Below are 21,747 nucleotides of genomic sequence, written 5' to 3'. Positions count from 1 at the left end.
ACGCTAAGCGACTCTCACATCTACCCAAAAGTTAACTGAGGAAAAATATGCTAGAATAGGGAGTGAACATTTAAAAGGGTCTAATAGGAGGAATAACAATTATGATTACGATATTTCTAATGTTGATTAATGTGTTGTTATATGGACTGGGCGTGTATGCGCTGATCCTGTTTATTAAGCTAGCCCGACGTGGGATTCAGGCACTGGATATCTACCTGTATGAGAAACGCGGAGAGCGCTTCTAACGTTCACCATCTCATACTCGAACAGAATTATCATTTTTCTCTCAGTGTTTTATCTTTTCTATTCTAGTATGATTAACGCATCAATCCAGTAAAGAGAGGTTAATGATATGGATGCTTTTTTAGAGCAAATTAACGAGTTAAACGAGCTTCAGAAAGACTTGGTTAGCCTACATCCTTTGTTTGCAGAACATTATCCAGTGGTTGTAGCCTATGAAGCTTTATTATATATCTATGATTATTCGTCCAAAACACAGCAATATGAGTGGGTGAAGACGGTACCGGACGATTTATATATTCCAGATGAATGCCTTGCTGCTATGCCGGTGCACCATATGGACGGACGAATGTGTGCGATTGTAACGGATACAGCGTTCAAAGATCTGGAGCAGAAAGTCTATCTGTTCCACGAATATGTTCATTGTTATGTATATGAGAAATATGATGAACGGATCGTCAACCGTCTCAAGATTAAGCATAAAATGGACGAACTGAAGCGCGTAACATGGGAACTGGATTATGAGTTTCCGTATGAAGATGAAGTCGTTGTGGAACGGATTAACTCATTGTTGTCTGCTTTGAAGAGTAAAGACCTGACACTAGTACACACAGCTAGAAAGGCGTTGTTCACTTCATTAAATGAAGAGCAAGCCGAGTACTGGAGCTGGTTGGAGTGGAACGAGGGTTACGCGCGTTATATTGAGAATCTGATTCGGGCAAAATTTGGACAGGAAAGCAATCATTTTGGAGATACAGCTCCGTTTAATCGTCTGGTATTCTATGAGTGTGGGTCGGAATACATTAGTCTGCTTGTGAAGGAGCACCCGGAGTACCATACGGATCTGGAGCAGCTGTTTGACCGCATGCAAGTGGAGAGAATTCAGGGATAATCACGCATCTACGGTGAAAAAAGGTGGAACCTAGCGAAGTCTCACTATTCGCGTGATCTGCGTTGCACCAGTAGGTTATATCGTTTCTTTTTCTAAGTATAGTAGAATACTTCCCGATAAAAGGAGATTAACTCTATGCCGTTACCTATGGTTCATCTCAATATTGCTAATCTGATTGCAGACTCGCTGCAAATGCAGGCTGATCGAGGTTCATTCTATCTGGGGAATATCGCCCCGGATTCCATACATATGCGCGAAGGTACAATTAGAGATGATAAGGAATACACCCATTTTAACCCGAAAGATTATGGAGATTATGTTGATGAACTGAAATATTTCTACTCAAGCTATATGCAACAACTTACCGATGAAGGATGGAAGTGGTTTGTGCGAGGATACTTTATGCATGTGCTGACAGACTATTACTGGTTCCGAAGTGTGCATCCTGAATTCGTCGAACGGGTCAACAAGGTAGATCAACATACAGGCATTAGTAGGTCCAAGGAAGAACTGTCGCATTTATATTACCAGGAGACGGACCAGATCGATTTTAATCTCTATCAAGGTTCAAGTTGGAGCGAAGAGGTATGGCAGGTGCTCAACAGTTCACCAGGTTATGACATGACGGGTCGTTTAACTGCTGATGAGATTGTACGCTGGCGGGACCACACGTTTTCTTTTCTTAATGGGGAAGAACCGGGAATTACTCCTGAGTTCATCACGGGTGAGAGAGTTCAGGTATTTGTGGAAGAGACCATAGAGCGACTGATCTCTATGTTGTCTTCATGGGACCCGGAATTACGTAACTTGATATGAATATAGATAGTTAGTTAGTGCAGTTGAGTCATTATATACTGTATTTATTACTTCTCTACTCATTACTAGTTTATTTAACACGAAGTCAGGGGGCACGCAGTATGGTGAGATATGTAGGAGTGTTGCTCGTAGTCGTCATTGCCACGTTCATTGCAGGGTGCAGTCAACCGAATGAATCGAACGCGGAAGAAGGGCTTCCTGTACTGATCACTTTAACGTGTAATCCCAACCTCGCCTCGGAACCATGCCAAGATGTTGAGTTTGATCGACCTGACGAGATTCGAATCATGATGAAAGCCATACATAAGGCAGAGCGTATGCCGGGTATTATTGATTATGGTACGCAGTACAAGATGAGTATTAATAATGCAGATGGTTCGGTTACACGGTATGATTTTTCATTGGGAACGGATCCCAAGATGCAAGGCTTGTTAGTAAACGAGGAAGACACGCATACTGGATATAGCATTCCTCTTGAAGATGCGAATCAACTAAGAAGACTGATTCAGAGACGTACAGATTAAGAAGGTATATGGAACGGAGAAGAACCTGTGGATGACAAAATTACCATTGAACCTTTGACACGATCAGATGCAGAGGGAGCGTATCGGGTATTCGAGACAACGATCCCGGCAGCATTCGAACAGGAGGGAATAGGCTCGCTACTGGTTGATATTCAGGAGGAAATAGCCCATAAAAAAGCGATGATTCACATGGCATTGCAAGCAAAGGAAAACATCAAAGCAAGTGTGTTTTTCCTCGTCGCCAAAATGGGAGATGTTATTGTAGGCACAATCTCGTATGGACCGTGTGGTAAGGAGATTCGAGAATGTACAGAGGGCCGGCTGAACGGTATCGGAGAACTGGGTAGCCTGTATGTGTTGTCCGAAGTACAAGGACAGGGGGTTGGTTCGGCGCTCATTCTCGCACTGGTTACTGAACTGCAACGGCTGGGAATTCAGCAATTCTGTCTAGATAGCGGTTACCAGATCGCACAGAAGAAGTGGCAACGGAAATTCGGTGAACCCTATGTGGTGGCGAACAACTACTGGGGCGAAGGAACTGACCATATGGTTTGGTTATGTGAAGTACAGAATTTTATAGTAAAATGAAATGAACAAAAGAGATGACGACCTGTATTGGATAGGGGTCATCTCTTTATCTTTTTGCATCGATCGTGAACGATTGTTCGTACATTGTATCATGTGTGTTTTTATGTACCCGAGGACAAAAGGAGTGAACAAATGTCAATCCAGTGGAATACACCCGAGCAACGGCTGTCCCCTCATGCGGTAAACTTGTGGAGAATTAGCGCCATCATATGGAATGTAATAGGTTTCCTGATCCTTGCCGTACTGTTAATACTCGACTCCATCTATGGATGGAAGACGTGGATTGGTTGGATTTTGTGGGGCGTTACAGCCATATCGGTGCTTTATGCGGTGTGGGATATTTTCATCCAGCCGTCATGGTTATACAAGCATTGGTTCTATGATGTGAATGAGGAGTTCCTGCAACTGAAGCGTGGGGCGCTAACCAAGGTACATCAGATCATCCCCATGGCGAAAGTGCAATCCGTTACGACCAATCAGGGACCTCTGATGCGAAAATATGGACTCTATTCCGTATCGGTTGGCACGATGGGTTCATCGCATGAAATCCCGGCCTTGCCAGAGGAAGTCGCGCTTGCACTCCGTCATCAGATTGCGTCCTATGCGCGGATTAATGAGGTGGATGAATGATCGATATGAAGCGACATCATCCATTAACGATGCTGTGGAGTCTTTGGAAATTGGTGAAGAATTCGTTCGCCATCGTCCTGTTTTTGTTTGTTTTCCGTCAGGGCTCAGAGTCCCAATGGCTTTTCTATGGAAGGATCGCCTTTTATGCAGGTGTTTCCATCGGCATCGTGTCAATCATCTGGAAGTGGTTTACTTCTCGTTATACAGCAGACGTTAAGGCCTTTCACATCTACAGTGGTGTGTTCAACCGTACTCGAAGAACGATACCGTATACCAAGGTCCAGAACGTGAACCGACATACGACGTTGTTTCATCGGTTGTTCCGCGTGACGTCGATCCGATTCGAGACCGGGATTAAGGGAGAAGATGCTACCTTTCAGTTACACGTTGTTTCACTTTCCGAAGCGGAACAGCTGGAGAAGATTGTAGCAGGTCATATGGCTGAAGAAGCAGAAACAGCAGGAGCAACAGAGGAACATGATACGTTGGATGCAGTTCAGGTTATGGAAGAGGGAGAGGCGCAATCCGAACTTGTTATAACTGATGAAGTCATGTCTCTACCTGCAAAAGAAAAACAGGAACGGGTTGTTCATTATCATTCCACCCGCAAGGACATATTCAAAGCATCCTTTACCTCGCTTAGTTTTCTCGTACTGATTCCGGTTCTGGCTACGCTCTATTCCTGGGTGAAGGACTTCTTCCCTGATGAAGAAGTAACGGAAAGTTTGTTATTAACCTGGCTTGATTCCTGGTGGATTGCCGGTTTGATGATTTTAGTTTTATTGATCATATCTATTGCTCTGGGCATAGTCAGAACCTTCGTAAAGTATGGAAATTTCCAGATCACCTCGGATGCCAAACGGATCTATATCTCGAAGGGCATGATGGAGCAAACGTCATTTTCAATCTTGAAAGAGCGAGTCCAGGCCATCAAAATTACACAGTCATCGATGAAAAGGCTGCTTGGACTGGCGGAAGTAGAACTGACCACTGCAGGTAGTCTGGGAGAATCCGAGCAGGAAGTGAACTCGCTCTATCCCTTCTTGCCTGTGAAGCAAGCCTATACCCTGATTGAGGAGATCCTGCCATCCTATCGGGTTACGCAAGAGATGGAAAAACTTCCACGAATATCACTATGGCTGCGCCTGCTCAAACCAAGTTGGGGATGGATCATGATCACGGGTTTATTGTGGTATTTCAAACCATTGGTGTTTGGGCAGAAACATGCCTGGTGGATGATTTCCGCGATTCTGCTCGTGTGGATTGCAACATGCAGAGTGATGGACTTTTTCCATACCCGATACATTCTGCATCAGAATTTCATTCAACTTCGAACCGGGGCGCTCACTTCAACCCTCTTCGTCTCCAAACGTGAGAAAGTCATCGAAGTGCAGATCACCCGTAATGTGTTACAGCGTTGGTTCGGTGTGGCTTCCATTCATACGGTAAACCGCGCCAAGCCAGTACTGCATCATCGGGCACATGACATTTCCCTGGATACGGCCAAATCATTTCAATCATGGTACATGGGTCGTACCCAAGATGTTCAGACCCGTTAATTGCAAGAGCAAGTGCAGGAAGACCACACAAGGTTATTCTGTGCTTGCTCTTTTTAATTGAAGACAGAGGAGGAAGTACATTTTGATTAGAGCTGTATTCTTTGATGTGGACGGTACGTTGCTGAGCCAAATAGATCGGAGTTTATCACCGCGTACAGCTGAGTCGATCCGGGAATTGATTCGTAAAGGCGTTCAAGTCGTACTCGTCACAGGCAGGCCCTATAATTTATGCGAAGAATTCAGAAATCTCGGAATCGATACAATCATTTCGGCTAATGGGGCATTGATCAAAGCAGGTGATGAAGTGATACATAAGTCTGTACTTTCAGCACAGATGGTTAGAGCATTCAGTGAGTTTGCCGAGTTGCATGGGCACAGTATTTCATATTTTACAGAGTCATTTGAGACAAACGGGTTGTGTACAGCAGATGGTCGTGTTACTGAGGCGTTAAGAGATACACTTGGACTCATGAATTCCCCGCAGAAAATCAGCACGTTGGAACAGGACGTATATTGCATTTGTTTATATGCGGATGAAGCGGAGACGGAGAAATTCCAATCCAGATTTCCTTCCTTACGATTCGTGAGATTCCATCCGTATGTAGTGAATGTGCTGGAAGCGAGCGAAGTCAGCAAATCTATAGCCGCAGAGAAAGTTCTCGACTACCTGAAGATATCCAGAGAGGATACAATGGCCTTTGGCGATGGGGAGAATGACGTGGATCTGCTAGTGTATGCGGGAATCGGAATTGCGATGGGAAATGGCGGAGAACGGATTAAACAAAGCGCTGATTATGTCACCCTGCGGGCAAGTGAAGATGGGGTCACCCATGCATTGAAGCAATTTAAGATTTTATGAGAATGGATCGGCTAAAAAGATGAAGGATATCCAAATTGTGGATTATCATGTAGAATGATATAGCACGTATTAAGCCCTAAAGCATAGGGTGTTGATCGAAGGGTGACTTATGAAAAAGGTTGTTATTGTAATCCTGTCTCTTGTCGTACTTGTTGGTGTATCCTCTTCCGCTTATGCTCATCCAGGCAGACTGGATAAGAACGGTGGACATAACTGTTCAGCCAAATCCAAACAAAAGGGTCTGTGCACGGGTTATCACTATCACAAAAAGAAAAAATGATAATGAGCTGTACAAGATAAACCCGGCCATCATTCAATGTATGGTTGGGTTTGCATGTGTACCATTGATTTAAAATGATGGAGGCGGTTACACCATGCAGATACAGGAGATATCGGTGTGGAATCATGACGATTTAGTGGCGATGCTGGTCGAAAGCTCCAGTGAGGGGTTCAGACATATCGAGCGATTAATCCATGAATATGAGACAGGAATCAATACATTCGAGCAAGAAGATGAAGCGCTTTTTGAATGCAGAGTGCACGATAAGGTGGTTGGGATCTGCGGTCTGAACAGAGATCCTTATTCTGAAGTGACTGATACAGGAAGAATTCGCAGGCTTTATGTGATGAGAGAATTTCGAAGACATGGGGTTGGGCGCAGGTTGATGGATGCGGTTATTCAAAAAGCGGAAAATCATTACGCTCGACTGGTTCTGTACACGGATCAACCGGTTGCTGGATCTTTTTATCGCGACTTGGGATTTAGAGAAGTGACGAGTATGGAGAAGATAACGCATGTACTGGAATTGGGGGAGAAGAAAGATGGATCATATTAAAGCCGTTATTTTTGATTTGGACAATACAATTCTGAACAGAACGATGACCTTTGACGGCTTCACGCAGCGTTTAATCAAGGCCTATTTTGGTCACCTTGAGTCAACCGAAGATATAAGTAAACGAATTATTGAACTCGACCAGGATGGTTATAAGGACAAACCCCTTCTGTTCAACGAGTTGTTGAATGAACTGCCTTGGGCAGAACATCCGCCACATGCAGAACTGATGGAGTTCTATGGCAGAGAGTATGTGCGAAGTTCAGTTCTGATGGAACAGGCGCGAGAAGTCGTTCAGCATCTTCGGGGGAAATATCAAACCGGGTTAATCACCAATGGGCAGACCCATATTCAGTATGGGAAAATCGATCAACTCGGTATTCGGGAGGATTACGACCATATTATTGTTTCAGAAGAGGCTGGAGTCAAAAAGCCCGATCCACGCATATTTCAGCTTGCGCTAGATCATTTCGGTCTAAGCCCAGAGCAATGCATCTACATTGGCGATCATCCGGTGAACGATATTGAGGGAGCGGCAAGCGTAGGCATGAGCACCATCTGGATGAAGGTCAACCAGCCGTGGCAGGACAGGATTACGACTAGTCCTTTACATACGATTGAGCATCTAAGTGAGCTGAAGAAACTGCTGTAGAAGACGATTATATAAATTGAATATAACATTTACACAAAACGTAGAGGACAGAAATAACCTAAAGAAGCGGAGCTAAAAGCTTTCTGAAAGAAAGCTACTTCGGAAGCATGAACCTCGCCTTTATCCCCGGATTTTCCCCTTAGGAAAGGAATCAAAAAATCTGGGGATAACAGCGATCGGAAGGTTGTTCTGTCATCGGAGTGGCTAGTGTAAATATTCTTTAGTTCAGTTTAAATAAATAAAGACTACTATAATCCCAGTTTGGAAAGCGAGGAACATACATATGGAGATTAGACAGATGGCTACAGCGTTTTTGAGCAATGGCTCAGACATGCTGATGATGAAGAAGGCGGGCAGCAGACTATTTGATTTTGAATTTTGGGGTGGCATTGGCGGGCATCTGGAACAAGGGGAACTGAACACACCCATGACCGCCAGCTATCGGGAGATTGAAGAAGAGACCGGGTTCAAGCAAGAGGATGTCGAACACTTTCGGCTTCGATATATTCTGTTGGAAGTTAACGGTGGTGAGATTTGGCAGCAGTTTGTATATTTCGGAGAGACCACGCATCGACATTTTGTGCCCTCGGATGAAGGCGAGTTATTCTGGATACCACTGGATGAGGTGTTGGACTTACATTCGTCTATTCTGATCAAAGCAACGCTTAGGCACTATTTACAACACCCAGGAGCAGAGGACATCTGGGTTGGAAACGTTCAGAGCGGAACAGACCTAAAGGGTACTCCACAGGTAATATGGAACAGAATGCAGGAAACGATATCATTTGAGCCAAAGGGGGTTAATCGATAATGTTGAAATATAGAATGGAAAGAAAAAAATTGAGATGGATAAATTACCTGTTGATCACTGTACTGATTGCTATCATTCTTCCGAGTAGTCATGTAGAGGCAGGCAGCACGATTACAGTGAAAACGAAGGTCCAATATTATAAAGGACAGCCATACATACATCTAACAGGTGGAAATAAATCTGTGACGGATAAACTGAACAAGACATTTAAACTCCACGCAGTGAAAGTAGCTCGCCTGGACAAAGAAGAAAAGAAATCAAACAAAAAATATTTCTACATCACCATGGCCAGTGTAAAATACAATGCAAAAGAAAAGTTATCTGTGGTATATGAAGATCATGTGTACACTGGCGGAGCACATGGAATGGATGCGACAAAATCATATAACTATGATTTAAGAACGGGGAAAGAACTGAAGCTAAGCGAGTATGTCAAAGACGATACTCAGATGGAGAAGGTGGAGAAATCAATCTCCAACAGTCTATTAGCCATGTATAATGCAGGAGTTTCTATTTTTGAAGAGAATATTTATGATTTTCAGCTTGATCAAACATCTGAATTCTTTTTATATGACAAAGGTATCGTCATCCGATTCCACCCTTATGAGGTTGCACCCTACGCTAAAGGGTTTGTAGATATCAAAGTCCCGTTCAGTAAATTCAACCAATAGATTGTTTGCAATAAAAGGCATGATCCAGTTCAATGAGGTCATGTCTTTTTCTATATATACAATCATTCAAAATACTCTAAATAATTTCAATAACTTCGGCTTCTATGTTTCTACATACCGTGTAAATAGCTCAACCCGATCCAAGATGCAGGGTTTGTTATGAAGCATATTGGAAACATGTTTCAGGCTGACCGTAGCAGAGTGTAAATACTATGGCAGCCTGAACGAGCGAACCGGTTTAATTTTGCATAGGGCAGAGGCGGTAGTTATGGGTTGTTGGAAGAAGATGATTTCATAAAACTACGCTGTAATAATTCGATTTTTCGTTTGTCTGTTCCGACGTTCTATCGCTTCCTCATAATCCCCGATCAGTGTATCAAAAATATGCTCCCACGACCGCTGCTCAGCCAGCTCTCTGCCTTCCAGTCCCATCATCCTCAATTGGTTCACGTGATTTCCCCAGAGACATATCTCCCGAATCAGTGCATCAGCCTGACCTGGCTCGAATAATACACCATTGCGGTGGTGGGATACCAGATCCTTTACACCTCCAGCATTGGCCGCCACCACAGGGAGTCCTGAAGCCATCGCTTCCAGTACCACATTGCCAAATGTCTCCGTAGAGGAAGGAAACACAAACAGATCTGCCGAAGCATACATAACAGCAAGTTCTTCGCCATGCATATAACCTGTAAAGGTGACATTGGGTGGGGATTGCAGACGCATTTTCGGGAGAGATGGGCCGTCGCCAACGATGATCCAGTGTACACGGGACTGCATTTCCTGGGGCAACTGCTGCATGGTAGTCGTGAGTGTAGCGATATCTTTTTCCGGGGCAATGCGTCCAACGTAGAGTAGAATAAGGGGAGCGGTGATGTGGTATCGTTCACGGATATCCGAGCTGCGTTTATCAGGGGAGTACAGGTTGCAATCAATCCCGCGAGACCAAAGTTTCAGACGCTGAATGCCTTGGGTTTGCAGGGTGTTTAACGTTTCCTGCGATGGAGTTAGGGTTGCATCACAGGCACGGTGGAACCACTGGATATACTTCCAGTAGAGAGGAATCATACTTTTCAACCGGTAGTATTCGAGATAACGATCGAAGTGGGTATGGTAGGAGACAACATGCGGAAGATGGTGTTTGAGCGCATACCTCAGACCAAGCAGCCCCATATTAAAAGGCGTGGCGATATGCAGCAGATCGGGTTGAAAGGTTTGTAGCTGCTTGTGCGTGTCTGCTCTGTTGGGTAGAGCAATGCGGCATTCAGGATACAGAAAAAAAGGGATGTTGGCAACCGATCGGACTTGAGTCTCATGGCTTCCTTCAATGACGGAGTTCGGAGTAAACAGCAGATGTTCAATTCTTCTGCGGTTCAGATGGTTACTCAAGCGGTGGAGCGTGCCAGCAACACCATTGGTTTCCGGAAGATAGGTGTCTGTGAACAAGGCCAGGCGCATCATTACCCCTCCCAAGACTCGTGATGCCAAGATCATAACAGCGGAACATTTTCCCGAGGTCAAGTGCATGTTAACTTGACGATATTCCCTGTAAAATGACTTCGGCACGAACATGTAAACTTCCATAAGTTCAACTTATATAGCGTATTCTGCTATGATGTAATAACGTGTCGGCGTAGTTGAACTTGAAATTTACACGATAACGGAGAGGACAGAAAAAAACTGAAGAAGCGAAGCGTTCGCCTTTATCACCGGATTTTCCCCTTTAATAAAGGGAGTGAAAAAAATCTGGGGATAACAGCGATCGGAAGTTTATTCTGACCGCGTAGTGGGTCCAGTGTAAAAAACACGTTCAAACTATTTAGACAGAGAGATACAGGAGGCAGAGAAAGATGAACAAGTTACAAGAAGAATTGCAGGAGTTGTTACCACTTGATCAGCTTGAAGAGATGTCAGGTGAAGAAGTGGTGGGGAGTATTGCCATGGACCTTTATCGGGCTGAATTTGCGACGATTCGAGAGAGTGGGTCAGAACTTCCGCAAGTATTGCGAGATATCATTCTAATCATTGATCTGGATACCGAGCTGTCCATGAACGGGATGACCAGTTTCCTTGAGAATGCCAGCGGACAGTATCTGGGTGAGACGATAACAACTATGGAGCGGATCGGCAATGATGCAGATGTCGTGATCCTGAAGAAAATAGAGCAGATGTTGTCCAAAAGCGGTGTAACGCACGGGCAATTACGAGATAATGTGAATGGCCTGTCCGAAGATGACATCACGACAAGCCTGCAAACACACGGGGAACAGATTCATGAGGTATTACAGCAGATTGAACTGGAAGCCGCGAATTTGAGCATGCAATCGGATAACGAAGAAAGCTTTGACCTGCTGTATCAATATGTGGACGAAAATAAAGAACGTTTGAAACAGGAGATGCAACACGTTTTGTCTAATTGAGTGGGAAGAGGAGGCAAAATGACAATCATGAACAAACGATTAGCGCTGGAATCCTTTTTGGTTACCTTGTTATTCATCATCGGTTTTGTAGCTTGGAACATCGTTCAAGGCATGATCATGACTATGAATTACGTACCTGATCTCATGAACACCGCTTCTTCGGGTACTCTATTGCAATCCAAGGTTGCTTTTGGAAGCCGTGTTCAATGGGATACAACATCCATGATTATGGCTGTTGCCGGATTTATTTTGCTCGCCGCCGCATATTACGGTCTTCGATCAGGAATGCAGCGTTGGACACAGCGTTCCTGAAATATTGTCTTGTGAAACTGAACCAACCAAAAAAACCGTCCTTCATCAGATTTGTCTGATAAAGGACGGTTTTTATTCGTTTACACAAACTATAGATTAAATATGTTTGGAAATGATTTCTTCCAATCCTTGAGCGACAGAATGCGCCCCTCGCGCCAGATGTCTTTCATACAGATGCAGGCGGACAAAACTTTCATCCGTGCCCATCGCTTCCGAGAATATTCCACTGAGCCCACGAGCGCGGCGATCGATCTGTAATAGCAGCTCCAGCGAATCGCCCATGGGATAGAACAGCACTTCCAACTCATCCAGATGCCCACGGAACTTGTTTGTTGGTACAAATTCGAATTCCTGCACAAATGGCAGATTGCCACCCAGCTTCGGCGCATAGTCATTGGTTACTTCACGGAGCTTGAAACCAAGGATATCAATTGCATCGAGCACGGTGTTCATGTCTTTACTAGGAACAACATGCAGTCTGTCCCGGTCTGAGGGGTCTACAGCACTTGAAATATCGAGGCCCGTCTCCACCCATACCTCTGCACGATGCAGTGTAATTGGCAGATTTTCTGGGAGGTCAAATGAAAATTCTTTCTCCAATTTGGCTCCAGGCTGTAATGTAAAACCTTCGGTGAGTAGATATTTGGCTATAACGGCTGTTTCTTTTACTTTACGATCATCGTGCTCCCGTATGTAATGGGTTTTGATTGAAAGATAGATTCGATCTACGTTCTGTTCCACATCTCCACCTTCAATGTACACAACCCCCGAGATGATTCCTCCAGGCGTGACCTCTGGTGTATGCAATTCCGTATTTACTTTGGCTGCTCCAACACCTACACTAGCTAACATTTTCTTGAAAAATGACATGCGCTCAACCTCCAGATCAGATGGTTTATTATATGGGATACATGCGGCTTCGACCTTAATACGGAAGCTGGAAGAGAAGCGTTTCATATTTTAGCAAAGATATATCGTATATCCAAACAGGAGAATCGACGTACCTATGTCGAATGTTTAAATAAAGGGAATTTTTGTCAGGAGGAAGTCTATGAGCATGGATTGGTACGATATGATTGCACGACGTAATGGGGGGTACAAGGGTAGAGCTTTGTATACGCTGGAAGGTTACTCTGCTGAAGATATTTTTGAAGAGCGGTTGATTAAGCTTCTGCCTCAGTATACATCCGTGCTCGATGCAGGCTGTGGACATGGGGAGTTTACGTTGAAAATGTCGGAATATACCGATCACATTATAGGGTTTGATAATTCGGAAGAGATGATAAAGATAGCTCGGAACAGTCTTCATTCAAGCAGGATAACAAATGTAGAATTTGTCTGTGTCAGCACAAAAGAAAAGATGCCATTTGAAGATAAGCAATTTGGTCTGATCTATGATCGCAGAGGTCCAACTTCCATTATTGATCATGGGAGATTGCTACAAAAGGGTGGAGTTATGATTGGTATTCATACGGATATAACAAAGGTACGTGAGCGTTTGGAAAGAAATGCATTTAAGGAGATCAAGATTGAGGAATATAACGAAGCACTTATGATTTTCTCGGATGAAAAAGAGTTTGCCATCTTTCTCTCCGATATCCCCGGAAACCCGGATTATTCACAGCCTGAGTACCGGGAACAGCTGAAAGTCAAGCTGAAGGAGAACCGGGTTGATGGTAGAACTGCTGTAAGAGAATGCAAGTATATTTGGCAGGCCATAAGGAGATGAAGCCGATTGAACACAGAATTTTCAGAACAGAAATATGGTGAAACGGGTGTCAAAACCAGCTTTGAGCAGATGGCGAACGGGGAACAAAAATATAAAATGATAACAGAAGACGGCAGTTATTATTGTAGAACCGTTGCCTCTTTCCAGGGAGCATGGCAAAACAGTCATGTACATATCAATCTAACGGAGTTTTATGTGGTGCAAACCGGATGGATAGCGTATGCCAGTTATGGAGACGATCAGATGTTTTCGATTCGAGTGATGCGTGCAGGAGAGCACATCATTGTCCAACCTGGAATCCACCATAATATATACATGTCTGCACATAGCGCGATACATACCATCAAGCATGGATTGAACACCTCCAGTGATTGGACGGCATCCCCTGAGTTGGCTAGGTTAACTCAATCTTTAACAGAGAAGGAGCTACTCCGGAAGTATGATTAATTAGACGGGAGGATCAGACAGATGCGTAAAAGTACAATATTTTGGATTACGGGAGTAACGATAATTCTCTTGGTGACTCTGCTCATATACAGCTATGTTATTCCAAGTGTGAGTGCCCAGGATGTTGTGATGGCAGGCACAATCAGGCAGATTGATACGGATGTAGTTGAGGTAGAGTTAGAGATAACGCGAAAAAGAGAAGACAAGGACCAGCATATGGTGTATCCCGTTGTCCCTGGATGGGAAGGGGTCACATTCACTGAAGAACAAGATGATGCGTGGTACATGCCCTCGTCTGTTGGCAGCTCCTATCTTGATCAAGTCATTCTGGAAAAGTATCTGAAGGCCCAGGGGAAAAGCATGAAATCAGCTGATAATCTGATAGGGTTTGCGATACCTGATGAGATAGGGAGCTACAAGTTGCGGTTAACGCTCAGATCTTTGGATGGAACGACTCAGCCGCTTGAGAATCCCGTGGTGTATTATGTTCACAACGAGCATTTGTTAGGGAAGGATCTGAGTTGGGTTACGAGTGAGAATCTGGAGATCAATAAGGAGTAATCAGAATGATGAATGTATATGAATCGAATGAAATCACTGTACGTTTCTTGGACTCAGAAGATGAACAACATCTGGTGAAGTGGCTGTCAGACCCGGAAGTTCTTCAATACTATGAAGGGCGTGATCGGCCGCATGATCTGGAACAGGTGAGAGAGCATTTTTACAATCAGAAAGAAGGTGCTACTCGTTGTATCGTTGAGTATGGAGGACATCCGATTGGATACATTCAGTTCTATGAGCTTGAGGAAGAAGAGCGAACGGAGTATGGTTATGGAGACACTGATGAGATCATCTATGGAACGGATCAGTTTATTGGTGAGGTAGAATACTGGAATAAAGGCATTGGTACACAGTTGATGCAATCCATGCTGGCTTATCTGATTAATGAAAAACAAGCCCGTAAAGTGGTTATGGACCCTCAATCCTGGAACTTAAGAGCGATATCCTGTTACGAGAAATGTGATTTCCAAAAGATTAAGCTGTTGGAGAAACATGAGCAGCACGAAGGACAGATGCGAGACTGTTGGCTTATGGAATATGCCCTGTAGATCCTGCTTAAAGTTATTTGAATCATGTAAACAAGGAGGAATAAGGGATGGATGAAAGATTTCCGATAGGACCATTTGTACACACGGGTGAAGTTACTTTGGCACAACGGGAGAAGTGGATTCAGGACATTGCTGAGTTGCCTGAACGCGCACGAGAAGCGGTAAAGGGATTGAGTGAAGAGCAATTAAGTCTACCGTATCGAGAAGGTGGATGGATGCTCAAACAGGTTATTCACCACATGGCAGACAGCCACATGAACAGTATGATTCGTTTCAAGTTGGCGCTGACAGAGGATACACCAACGATTCGGCCTTATTATGAAGAGCGCTGGGCTGAACTGAGTGATTCAAGAGACCTGGATGTCGAATTCTCGCTTCAGATTCTGGATGCCCTCCATCGTCGTTGGGTGTTTCTGTTAAACGCGCTGACAGATGCAGATTATGCCAAACAATTTTATCATCCCTCATCGGAAGAAACGACAAGACTGGATTACAATCTGGGCATGTATGCTTGGCACGGCAAACACCATGTTGCTCACATCACATCGCTTCGGGATAGATTGGGAATATAGCTATTAGAAATATCTTTTAAGGAGGATTCTCAATGAGTGTACATATCAGACTATTAAATGAGAACGATCCTGTAATCATATCAAAGGCGTTTCAGGAGCAGGGTTGGGGGAGATCCCCTGAGCAGTATCTTCATTACTTGGCTGAACAACAGAATGGGGAACGCGTAACCTTGGTAGCCGAGTTGAATGGAGAATTTGCCGGATACGTGAATGTATTGTGGAATTCCAGCTACCCGTCTTTCAGGGAACAAGGCATTCCCGAAATTAACGATTTTAATGTACTAATGAAGTTCCAGCGCCAAGGTATTGGTTCACGGTTGATGGACCGAGCAGAGGAAGTTATTCTGGAACGAACGGATGTAGCAGGCATTGGTGTAGGTGTGTTTTCCGATTATGGCAAAGCGCAAGTTCTATATGCCCATCGCGGGTACATACCAGACGGTCACGGTGTACACAAACATGATCATTACATTCAGCCGGGTGAAGAAACGATTATGGACGACGATGTTGTACTTTATCTTACGAAGAAGTTAAAAGCCACGCAATAATTTCATAATATATACAATTATGAAAGATGTCATGTATATTAGTTGTAAATATCTGTTATGTGTGACTGGCGTAAACGTGGAGTGAACCACGAGGGAGCACATATATTATATGCCGTACGCCTGGGCAAAGTGTTTGATCTTTTGATCAAACACTTTATTTATTATTCAGGGAACGAAAGGACTGGTGGCGGCAATGAAAATGGCGTTTGTTTTATTTGATGGAATGACAAGCATGGATTTAGCTGGATTTTATGAAGCTGTGACTTGGCTAGCGATTCTGAAAGCAAAGGAAAACGTATCATGGACATTCTGCGCAGATAAGGAGGAAATTTCGGATGACCGTGGGCTGAAAATGAAATCCGATGCAGTATTACCTCATCTAGGGGATTTTGACCTAGTATTTTTTCCTGGTGGATTATCAACTAGAACGCTTCGATTTGATGAGGATTTTATGCGATGGGTCCGAACGGCAGAAAATGTCACATATAAAATATCTATTTGTACCGGGGCTTTACTGTTGGGGGCAGCAGGTTTCCTGAATGGAAAAAGGGCTACTACCAACTCATCTGCTTATGATTTATTGAATCCTTATTGTGCAGAAGTAATCTCAGAGCGTGTAGTGCGTGATGGTAATACGGTAACGGGTGCGGGGGTTACGGCTTCCATTGACCTGGGACTATACTTGGTCGAAATGTTAACGTCTACGGAGATCGTCCTTCAAGTTCAACAAAAACTAGAGTATCCATATTATGAAGCTGGTAACTTAAAAGATGTCTACATGCACACTAAGGGTAGGGGATAAAAAGATGACTATTCGCCTTTTTCAAGCGATTGATCAGCCAGCGGTGCTGAAAATGATGACGGATCATGATTTTCAATTCCCTTCGTTTATACGCGATCAGTATCCTGCGCGCTGGGATTTATTTTTAAAAATGACGGATGAACGTATCAGTGCTTATTATGTCATGGTTGACGAAGCAGATGTTGTCATAGGTCATGCTGGTTATATCTTTCATCCTACTGTTAACCGGTATGAAATCGTTGGCGTTGTTACATGCAAATCACACCTTCGACAGGGAGTAGCACGTACACTGATTACAAAAATATGCATAAAAATAGCTGAATTTGGATGTAGTGATGTCATGCTTTACACACTTGATCATAAAGAAAACGAAGCAGCGCTCGTATTTTATGAACGAATGAATTTTCAAAAAGAAGGTGTTGATATGAATTATTATACCTCGGGGTTTCATAGACTTTCACTTGTTAAAACATTATAAGGGAACTTCAAAAAACTAATTGTAGTGGAAGCATAAAAGTGTACTTCAGTTTAAGTTGCATGTACTTGCAAAGAAAGATGATCAAAAAGCTGTCTTGCATGTTATACTCTATTGGAATTTGAGGAATGATAAACAGGATGTTAAGAGATTAGATGATCAGAGGAGTGATTGATCCATGTTTAGCAAAGTCGGCCAAGTTATGTTGTATGTTAACAATCAAGATGAATCACTGGCATTTTGGACGGAAGTTGCAGGATTCCACATTGTGGATGAAGTAAACCTTGACGAGGGTATGAGATGGATTGAGATTGCGCCTACCCCAAATTCGCAGACAAGCATTATTCTCCAAAACAAGGAGTTTGTGGCGCGGATGTCGGCGGGTGTAAACATGGGCACACCTTCATTAATGTTCTTCACCGAAAATCTGGATCAGTTATATGCCGACTTGTCTGGTAAACATGTAACGGTTGGAGAGATTGTAGAGATGCCAACCGGGCGTGTTTTCAACTTTGCTGATAATGAAGGAAATTACTTTGCAGTTTTGGAACGGGCGAAGTAAGTTACAACTTAAAACAGCACCATTACAAGCGATCGACATTCATGTCGGTCGTTTTTTTGTTGGAAAAAAGCTTCTGTTTTGGAGTAGAAAAACACAAGAAAAATAGAGAACTACTGGGTAAAAATGTTATAATAGAGTGTGGCTGATTTATTGAAAATGATGAGGAATGAAGTCGGAAATGAAGGTTTGAATGGAGCAGTTAAGGAGGAATGTGGTTGTGGAAAAGACGATTAAAAGTGTACAGGATCTATATGATATGCTCGATGCGGATTTCAGATCTGCCAAGCAGTTTTGGGAACCTTTCTATGAGGATCGGAACAGACCAATCCCCTTTTTCCCAAACAATCCGGATGAGAATCTGGTAGCGCATGTGAACGAAGGTGTGCTGAGCGGCGGCAAGGCACTGGAACTGGGGTGTGGCCCGGGCAGAAATGCGTTGTATTTAACCCGCCAAGGATATCAGGTAGATGCTTATGATCTTTCGGAGACAGCTATTGCTTGGGCTAAAGAGAGGGCGGCAGAGGAGCAACTGGACGTGCATTTTGAATGTCGATCTGTGTTCGAATTGTCCCCAGAGCAAGAATATGATCTTGTCTACGACTCGGGTTGTCTGCACCATCTGTTGCCACATCAGCGCATTCCCTACATAGAGATGATCCACAATGCACTCCGGCCTGGAGGATACTTTGGAATGACTTGTTTCGCTCCTGGTTTTGGCGATATTGGTGGGCCTGAGATCGTTATGAATGATTGGCAGGTGTATCAAGAGAAGTCGATGCGCGGTGGTCTGGCATTCACGGAGGAGAAGCTTCGCTACATGCTGGAAGATGGCTTTGAATGTGTGGAGTTCCGTGCAATGAAGGCGATGGAGCAGCATGAACCGTATTTTGGTGTACCTTTTCTCTGGGCCACGTTGTGGAGAAAGAAAAACTCGTAAGAATAGTGAAATAAACATGCATTGAAAATAGAGGAGGAGTGGTATCGGAATGGGAACAGAAACAGGAAAAAGACACTTTATCATTACAGGCACATCCAAAGGGATCGGTTTACAACTTGCAGAGTTATTATTGGCTAAGGGGGATTACGTTTACGGTATTTCACGCGGGGGTTCGGATCTGTTGGAATCAAGCGAGGAATGGAGCGGGCGTTACCGCCATGTTCAGTATGATCTTGCCGACCTGAATGGGATCGATGATTTGATTACACGCATATTGGACCAAATTCCGTCTCAGGAAGCCGATTTCATTGGACTTATTAATAACGCAGCGATGCTAGAGCCTCTAAAACCTATCGATCAGTGCAGTGCGGCAGAGATAAGTCAAAGTCTCAACATCAGTCTCGCAGCACCAATGATATTGAGTTCATCTTTTATTCAACAAACAAATCATCTGTCCGCCAGACGTAAAATTGTTAATCTCTCATCTGGTTCGGGAAGTTATCCCGCGCCTTCAATGGCAGTGTACTGTACATCGAAGGCAGGGATGAACATGTTCACCCAATGCGTATCTTTGGAACAAACGGGTCAACAGAACCCTGTTGAGATTATTGCTTTTGATCCGGGGATGGTCGATACGGAATTGCAGGCTGTTGCACGAGGCAAAAGTGCAGAGGAGTTCGCCCTTGCGGGTATGTTCAATCAAGTATATGAAGCAGGACAATTAAGATCGCCACGAGACGTAGCGATGCAGTTGATCGAGCGGTTGGACGAAAACAGTGATGCAAGCCATGTTATACACACTATTGAGAGCTAATAGGATATACGTATTTCGGCTTGTTATCTTTACGAAGTATGGATACCTTTTGATATAAGCCCAACTTCCCTGTACACTGGAATCAGCGATCGGAAGAACGATTCGAACGGTAAAGGTGATCCTGCAACAACGGAGTCTATTTACCTTATTCAACCTTAGAAGATCAGAAACGTGGTGAATCTCTTGTTTAAAATTATGCTCATTGAAGACGACGAATCGTTATTCAGTGAAATCAAGGAACGTTTGTCCCAATGGTCGTATGATGTGTATGGTGTGCAGGATTTTGGAAAGGTATTGCAGGAGTACAGCGTAATTCAGCCGCAACTGGTCATTATTGATATTCAATTACCACAATATGACGGGTTCCATTGGTGCCGGATCATTCGTTCGCACTCCAATGTGCCGATTATCTTTTTGTCCTCACGGGATCATCCTGCGGATATGGTTATGTCCATGCATTTGGGTGCAGACGATTTTATCCAGAAGCCTTTTCACTTCGATGTATTGATTGCCAAGATCCAAGCGACTTTGCGGAGGGTGTATAACTATAATACAGAGCATATTGAACTCCGAACTTGGCGCGGTGCGGCTATTGAATATGTGAAAAATACACTGACCTGCGGGGATGAATCTGTCCTGTTAACGAAAAATGAGATGTTTATCCTTAAAGTGCTGGTGGAGCACAAAAATCAGATTGTTACCCGTGAGGACCTCATCCGGAGCTTGTGGGATCATGAGCATTTCGTGAGTGACAATACGCTGACGGTTAACGTTAATCGGTTACGGAAGAAGCTTGAACCCATCGGCTTGGAGCGTTACATTGAAACCAAAGTAGGTCAGGGGTACATGGCAACGGAAGAGGCAGAAGCATGATCGGAAAGTACATACGAGAAAGGGCTAGTTGGTTATGGCTACTGGTAAGCATGCAACTTATTATTTTATTGGTGGCCTACCTGGACTCGTCCATTCCATTCCAATCTGTGATGTATATCGTAGGACTGAATGTAGTGATATGCCTTGTTTTTATCTGGGCGAGATACCTGAAAGAGACCCGTTTCTATAAAAAATTGAGCATCTGGGATCATACCTATGATCTGGGAGAACTAGATATCGCCGAAAGTCCATATGAGCAGATTGTACATGAGGCCGTCAGTTCCCAGACACAGCGGTATCGTAAGGAGTCGTCACATCATTTTATCGCTCTGGAACAGGAGAAGGACGAGATGTTGTCCTGGATTCATGAGGTGAAGACCCCACTGACAGCGTTACAACTGATGATCGAGCGCTTGCCAGATGACAAGTTACAGAGCCAAATGACATATGAATGGTTACGAATTCATCAGTTGCTGGATCAGCAGCTTCATCAGAAGCGTATTCCGTTTATGCATAATGATCTGTTCATCGAAGAGACGGAACTTGAACCAGTATTGAATAGCGAGATTCGAGCACTGAAATCGTGGTGCATTTCCAAAGGCATTGGCTTTGATGTGTCTTTAATGGTATCGCGCGTGCTCACAGACAGCAAATGGTTAGGCTTCATCCTCCGGCAGTTGTTGAGCAATGCGGTGAAATATAGCGATTCATCGGACATCCTCATTGAAAGTTGGGAACAGGATGGACACATCATACTCATGATTCAGGATCACGGGCGAGGGATTGAGACTCAAGATCTGCCGCGTATATTTGATAAAGGATTTACGTCCACCCGAGGCAGAATGGATGGGGCGGCTACCGGGATGGGGCTGTATCTGGTTCGTCAGGTGGTCGAGACGCTTCATGTGAACATTCATGTAGAATCTTCTCTTGGCGAGGGCACAACCGTCACACTTACTTTTCCGCGAAAAAACGACATGGTGCTTCTTGCAGGCGTGTGACAACAATGTCACATGCTTTTTGGTTTTGTTCGGTGAATCACACGATAACACTGCACATCCCGATTATGATA

At 44.0% G+C, this 21,747-nt stretch carries 30 protein-coding genes and 1 riboswitch; of the genes, 28 read left to right on the top strand and 2 right to left on the bottom strand.

The window, feature by feature from the left end:
- Window positions 1-101: 101 nt before the first annotated feature.
- The 13 genes from ACDJ59_RS17750 to ACDJ59_RS17690 all read left to right on the top strand — a co-directional run bounded on the left by ACDJ59_RS17750 (window position 102) and on the right by ACDJ59_RS17690 (window position 9,075).
- Window positions 102-245 (top strand): hypothetical protein, encoded by a 144-nt coding sequence (locus ACDJ59_RS17750; RefSeq protein WP_165790066.1) that lies wholly within the window; start codon window positions 102-104, stop codon window positions 243-245.
- Between the two features lie 107 nt (window positions 246-352).
- Window positions 353-1,132 carry a hypothetical protein gene (locus ACDJ59_RS17745; RefSeq protein ID WP_413404536.1) on the top strand — a complete coding sequence of 260 codons (780 nt, stop codon included), beginning with the start codon at window positions 353-355 and terminating at the stop codon, window positions 1,130-1,132.
- A gap of 135 nt (window positions 1,133-1,267) precedes the next feature.
- Complete coding sequence (locus tag ACDJ59_RS17740; RefSeq protein ID WP_413404535.1) at window positions 1,268-1,948, top strand: zinc dependent phospholipase C family protein; 681 nt, start codon at window positions 1,268-1,270, stop codon at window positions 1,946-1,948.
- Between the two features lie 101 nt (window positions 1,949-2,049).
- Window positions 2,050-2,472 carry a hypothetical protein gene (locus ACDJ59_RS17735; RefSeq protein ID WP_413404533.1) on the top strand — a complete coding sequence of 141 codons (423 nt, stop codon included), beginning with the start codon at window positions 2,050-2,052 and terminating at the stop codon, window positions 2,470-2,472.
- Between the two features lie 27 nt (window positions 2,473-2,499).
- Complete coding sequence (locus ACDJ59_RS17730) at window positions 2,500-3,060, top strand: GNAT family N-acetyltransferase (protein WP_413404531.1); 561 nt, start codon at window positions 2,500-2,502, stop codon at window positions 3,058-3,060.
- A 132-nt stretch (window positions 3,061-3,192) separates the two neighbouring features.
- A complete protein-coding gene (locus ACDJ59_RS17725; RefSeq protein ID WP_413404529.1) occupies window positions 3,193-3,690 on the top strand; it encodes a PH domain-containing protein in 498 nt (165 codons plus the stop codon).
- The gene (locus ACDJ59_RS17720; RefSeq protein WP_413404525.1) at window positions 3,687-5,249 is read left to right on the top strand and encodes a PH domain-containing protein; all 1,563 of its coding nucleotides are present in this window, start codon (window positions 3,687-3,689) and stop codon (window positions 5,247-5,249) included. Before ACDJ59_RS17725 ends, ACDJ59_RS17720 begins: the two co-directional genes overlap by 4 nt.
- Before the next feature lie 82 nt (window positions 5,250-5,331).
- Window positions 5,332-6,108: a Cof-type HAD-IIB family hydrolase gene (locus ACDJ59_RS17715; protein WP_413404523.1), complete on the top strand. Its 777-nt coding sequence runs from the start codon at window positions 5,332-5,334 to the stop codon at window positions 6,106-6,108.
- Window positions 6,109-6,217: 109 nt separating this feature from the next.
- Complete coding sequence (locus ACDJ59_RS17710; RefSeq protein ID WP_094030640.1) at window positions 6,218-6,388, top strand: YHYH domain-containing protein; 171 nt, start codon at window positions 6,218-6,220, stop codon at window positions 6,386-6,388.
- 94 nt (window positions 6,389-6,482) lie between these two features.
- On the top strand, window positions 6,483-6,944 hold the full coding sequence (locus tag ACDJ59_RS17705) for a GNAT family N-acetyltransferase (RefSeq protein ID WP_413404521.1): 462 nt from the start codon (window positions 6,483-6,485) through the stop codon (window positions 6,942-6,944).
- On the top strand, window positions 6,931-7,593 hold the full coding sequence (locus ACDJ59_RS17700; RefSeq protein WP_413404519.1) for an HAD family hydrolase: 663 nt from the start codon (window positions 6,931-6,933) through the stop codon (window positions 7,591-7,593). Before ACDJ59_RS17705 ends, ACDJ59_RS17700 begins: the two co-directional genes overlap by 14 nt.
- 283 nt (window positions 7,594-7,876) lie before the next feature.
- Window positions 7,877-8,404, top strand: a complete 528-nt coding sequence (locus tag ACDJ59_RS17695) for an NUDIX domain-containing protein (RefSeq protein ID WP_413404517.1) — start codon at window positions 7,877-7,879, stop codon at window positions 8,402-8,404.
- Window positions 8,404-9,075 (top strand): DUF3298 domain-containing protein, encoded by a 672-nt coding sequence (locus tag ACDJ59_RS17690; protein ID WP_413404515.1) that lies wholly within the window; start codon window positions 8,404-8,406, stop codon window positions 9,073-9,075. The genes ACDJ59_RS17695 and ACDJ59_RS17690 overlap by 1 nt, the downstream gene beginning before the upstream one ends.
- A 300-nt stretch (window positions 9,076-9,375) precedes the next feature.
- Here the strand turns inward: ACDJ59_RS17690 and ACDJ59_RS17685 are convergent, their stop codons facing one another.
- Window positions 9,376-10,536, bottom strand: a complete 1,161-nt coding sequence (locus tag ACDJ59_RS17685) for a glycosyltransferase family 4 protein (RefSeq protein ID WP_413404513.1) — start codon at window positions 10,534-10,536, stop codon at window positions 9,376-9,378.
- A 389-nt stretch (window positions 10,537-10,925) separates the two neighbouring features.
- On the opposite strand from ACDJ59_RS17685, the gene ACDJ59_RS17680 reads away from it, so the two are divergent.
- Window positions 10,926-11,495: a hypothetical protein gene (locus ACDJ59_RS17680; protein ID WP_413404511.1), complete on the top strand. Its 570-nt coding sequence runs from the start codon at window positions 10,926-10,928 to the stop codon at window positions 11,493-11,495.
- 27 nt (window positions 11,496-11,522) lie between these two features.
- Entirely contained in the window at window positions 11,523-11,807 is a 285-nt protein-coding gene (locus tag ACDJ59_RS17675; protein ID WP_413404509.1) for a hypothetical protein, read from the top strand.
- Between the two features lie 96 nt (window positions 11,808-11,903).
- Here the strand turns inward: ACDJ59_RS17675 and ACDJ59_RS17670 are convergent, their stop codons facing one another.
- A complete protein-coding gene (locus tag ACDJ59_RS17670) occupies window positions 11,904-12,677 on the bottom strand; it encodes a sporulation protein (protein WP_413404507.1) in 774 nt (257 codons plus the stop codon).
- Window positions 12,678-12,858: 181 nt separating this feature from the next.
- Between ACDJ59_RS17670 and ACDJ59_RS17665 the strand changes: the two genes are divergently transcribed.
- From ACDJ59_RS17665 to ACDJ59_RS17605, 13 genes are all read left to right on the top strand, one after another.
- Entirely contained in the window at window positions 12,859-13,536 is a 678-nt protein-coding gene (locus tag ACDJ59_RS17665; RefSeq protein WP_413404504.1) for a class I SAM-dependent methyltransferase, read from the top strand.
- Window positions 13,537-13,542: 6 nt separating this feature from the next.
- Window positions 13,543-13,983: a hypothetical protein gene (locus ACDJ59_RS17660; RefSeq protein ID WP_413404502.1), complete on the top strand. Its 441-nt coding sequence runs from the start codon at window positions 13,543-13,545 to the stop codon at window positions 13,981-13,983.
- Between the two features lie 21 nt (window positions 13,984-14,004).
- Window positions 14,005-14,544, top strand: coding sequence for a hypothetical protein (locus ACDJ59_RS17655; protein WP_413404500.1), 540 nt, complete (start codon window positions 14,005-14,007; stop codon window positions 14,542-14,544).
- A gap of 8 nt (window positions 14,545-14,552) precedes the next feature.
- Complete coding sequence (locus ACDJ59_RS17650; RefSeq protein ID WP_340030184.1) at window positions 14,553-15,092, top strand: GNAT family N-acetyltransferase; 540 nt, start codon at window positions 14,553-14,555, stop codon at window positions 15,090-15,092.
- Window positions 15,093-15,139: 47 nt separating this feature from the next.
- The gene (locus ACDJ59_RS17645; protein ID WP_036610311.1) at window positions 15,140-15,664 is read left to right on the top strand and encodes a YfiT family bacillithiol transferase; all 525 of its coding nucleotides are present in this window, start codon (window positions 15,140-15,142) and stop codon (window positions 15,662-15,664) included.
- Between the two features lie 32 nt (window positions 15,665-15,696).
- Window positions 15,697-16,212: a GNAT family N-acetyltransferase gene (locus ACDJ59_RS17640; RefSeq protein ID WP_017689739.1), complete on the top strand. Its 516-nt coding sequence runs from the start codon at window positions 15,697-15,699 to the stop codon at window positions 16,210-16,212.
- A gap of 51 nt (window positions 16,213-16,263) precedes the next feature.
- Window positions 16,264-16,345, top strand: a riboswitch (ZMP/ZTP riboswitch).
- Window positions 16,346-16,405: 60 nt separating this feature from the next.
- Window positions 16,406-17,014, top strand: a complete 609-nt coding sequence (locus ACDJ59_RS17635; protein ID WP_413404497.1) for a DJ-1/PfpI family protein — start codon at window positions 16,406-16,408, stop codon at window positions 17,012-17,014.
- A 4-nt stretch (window positions 17,015-17,018) separates the two neighbouring features.
- On the top strand, window positions 17,019-17,492 hold the full coding sequence (locus ACDJ59_RS17630) for a GNAT family N-acetyltransferase (protein WP_413404495.1): 474 nt from the start codon (window positions 17,019-17,021) through the stop codon (window positions 17,490-17,492).
- A gap of 175 nt (window positions 17,493-17,667) precedes the next feature.
- Window positions 17,668-18,051: a VOC family protein gene (locus tag ACDJ59_RS17625; RefSeq protein WP_413404493.1), complete on the top strand. Its 384-nt coding sequence runs from the start codon at window positions 17,668-17,670 to the stop codon at window positions 18,049-18,051.
- Window positions 18,052-18,241: 190 nt separating this feature from the next.
- On the top strand, window positions 18,242-18,988 hold the full coding sequence (locus ACDJ59_RS17620; RefSeq protein WP_413404491.1) for a class I SAM-dependent methyltransferase: 747 nt from the start codon (window positions 18,242-18,244) through the stop codon (window positions 18,986-18,988).
- A 49-nt stretch (window positions 18,989-19,037) separates the two neighbouring features.
- Window positions 19,038-19,802, top strand: coding sequence for an SDR family NAD(P)-dependent oxidoreductase (locus ACDJ59_RS17615; protein WP_253506852.1), 765 nt, complete (start codon window positions 19,038-19,040; stop codon window positions 19,800-19,802).
- A gap of 183 nt (window positions 19,803-19,985) precedes the next feature.
- Window positions 19,986-20,675 (top strand): response regulator transcription factor, encoded by a 690-nt coding sequence (locus ACDJ59_RS17610; RefSeq protein WP_017689733.1) that lies wholly within the window; start codon window positions 19,986-19,988, stop codon window positions 20,673-20,675.
- Window positions 20,672-21,676: a sensor histidine kinase gene (locus tag ACDJ59_RS17605; RefSeq protein ID WP_413404489.1), complete on the top strand. Its 1,005-nt coding sequence runs from the start codon at window positions 20,672-20,674 to the stop codon at window positions 21,674-21,676. The genes ACDJ59_RS17610 and ACDJ59_RS17605 overlap by 4 nt, the downstream gene beginning before the upstream one ends.
- Window positions 21,677-21,747 lie beyond the last annotated feature (71 nt).

This window comes from Paenibacillus amylolyticus (assembly GCF_047302515.1).
GTDB classification, from domain to species: Bacteria; Bacillota; Bacilli; order Paenibacillales; family Paenibacillaceae; genus Paenibacillus; species Paenibacillus amylolyticus_G.
The sequence above is the reverse complement of the archived record's forward strand: the minus strand, read 5'-3'. Positions and strand labels throughout refer to the sequence as shown.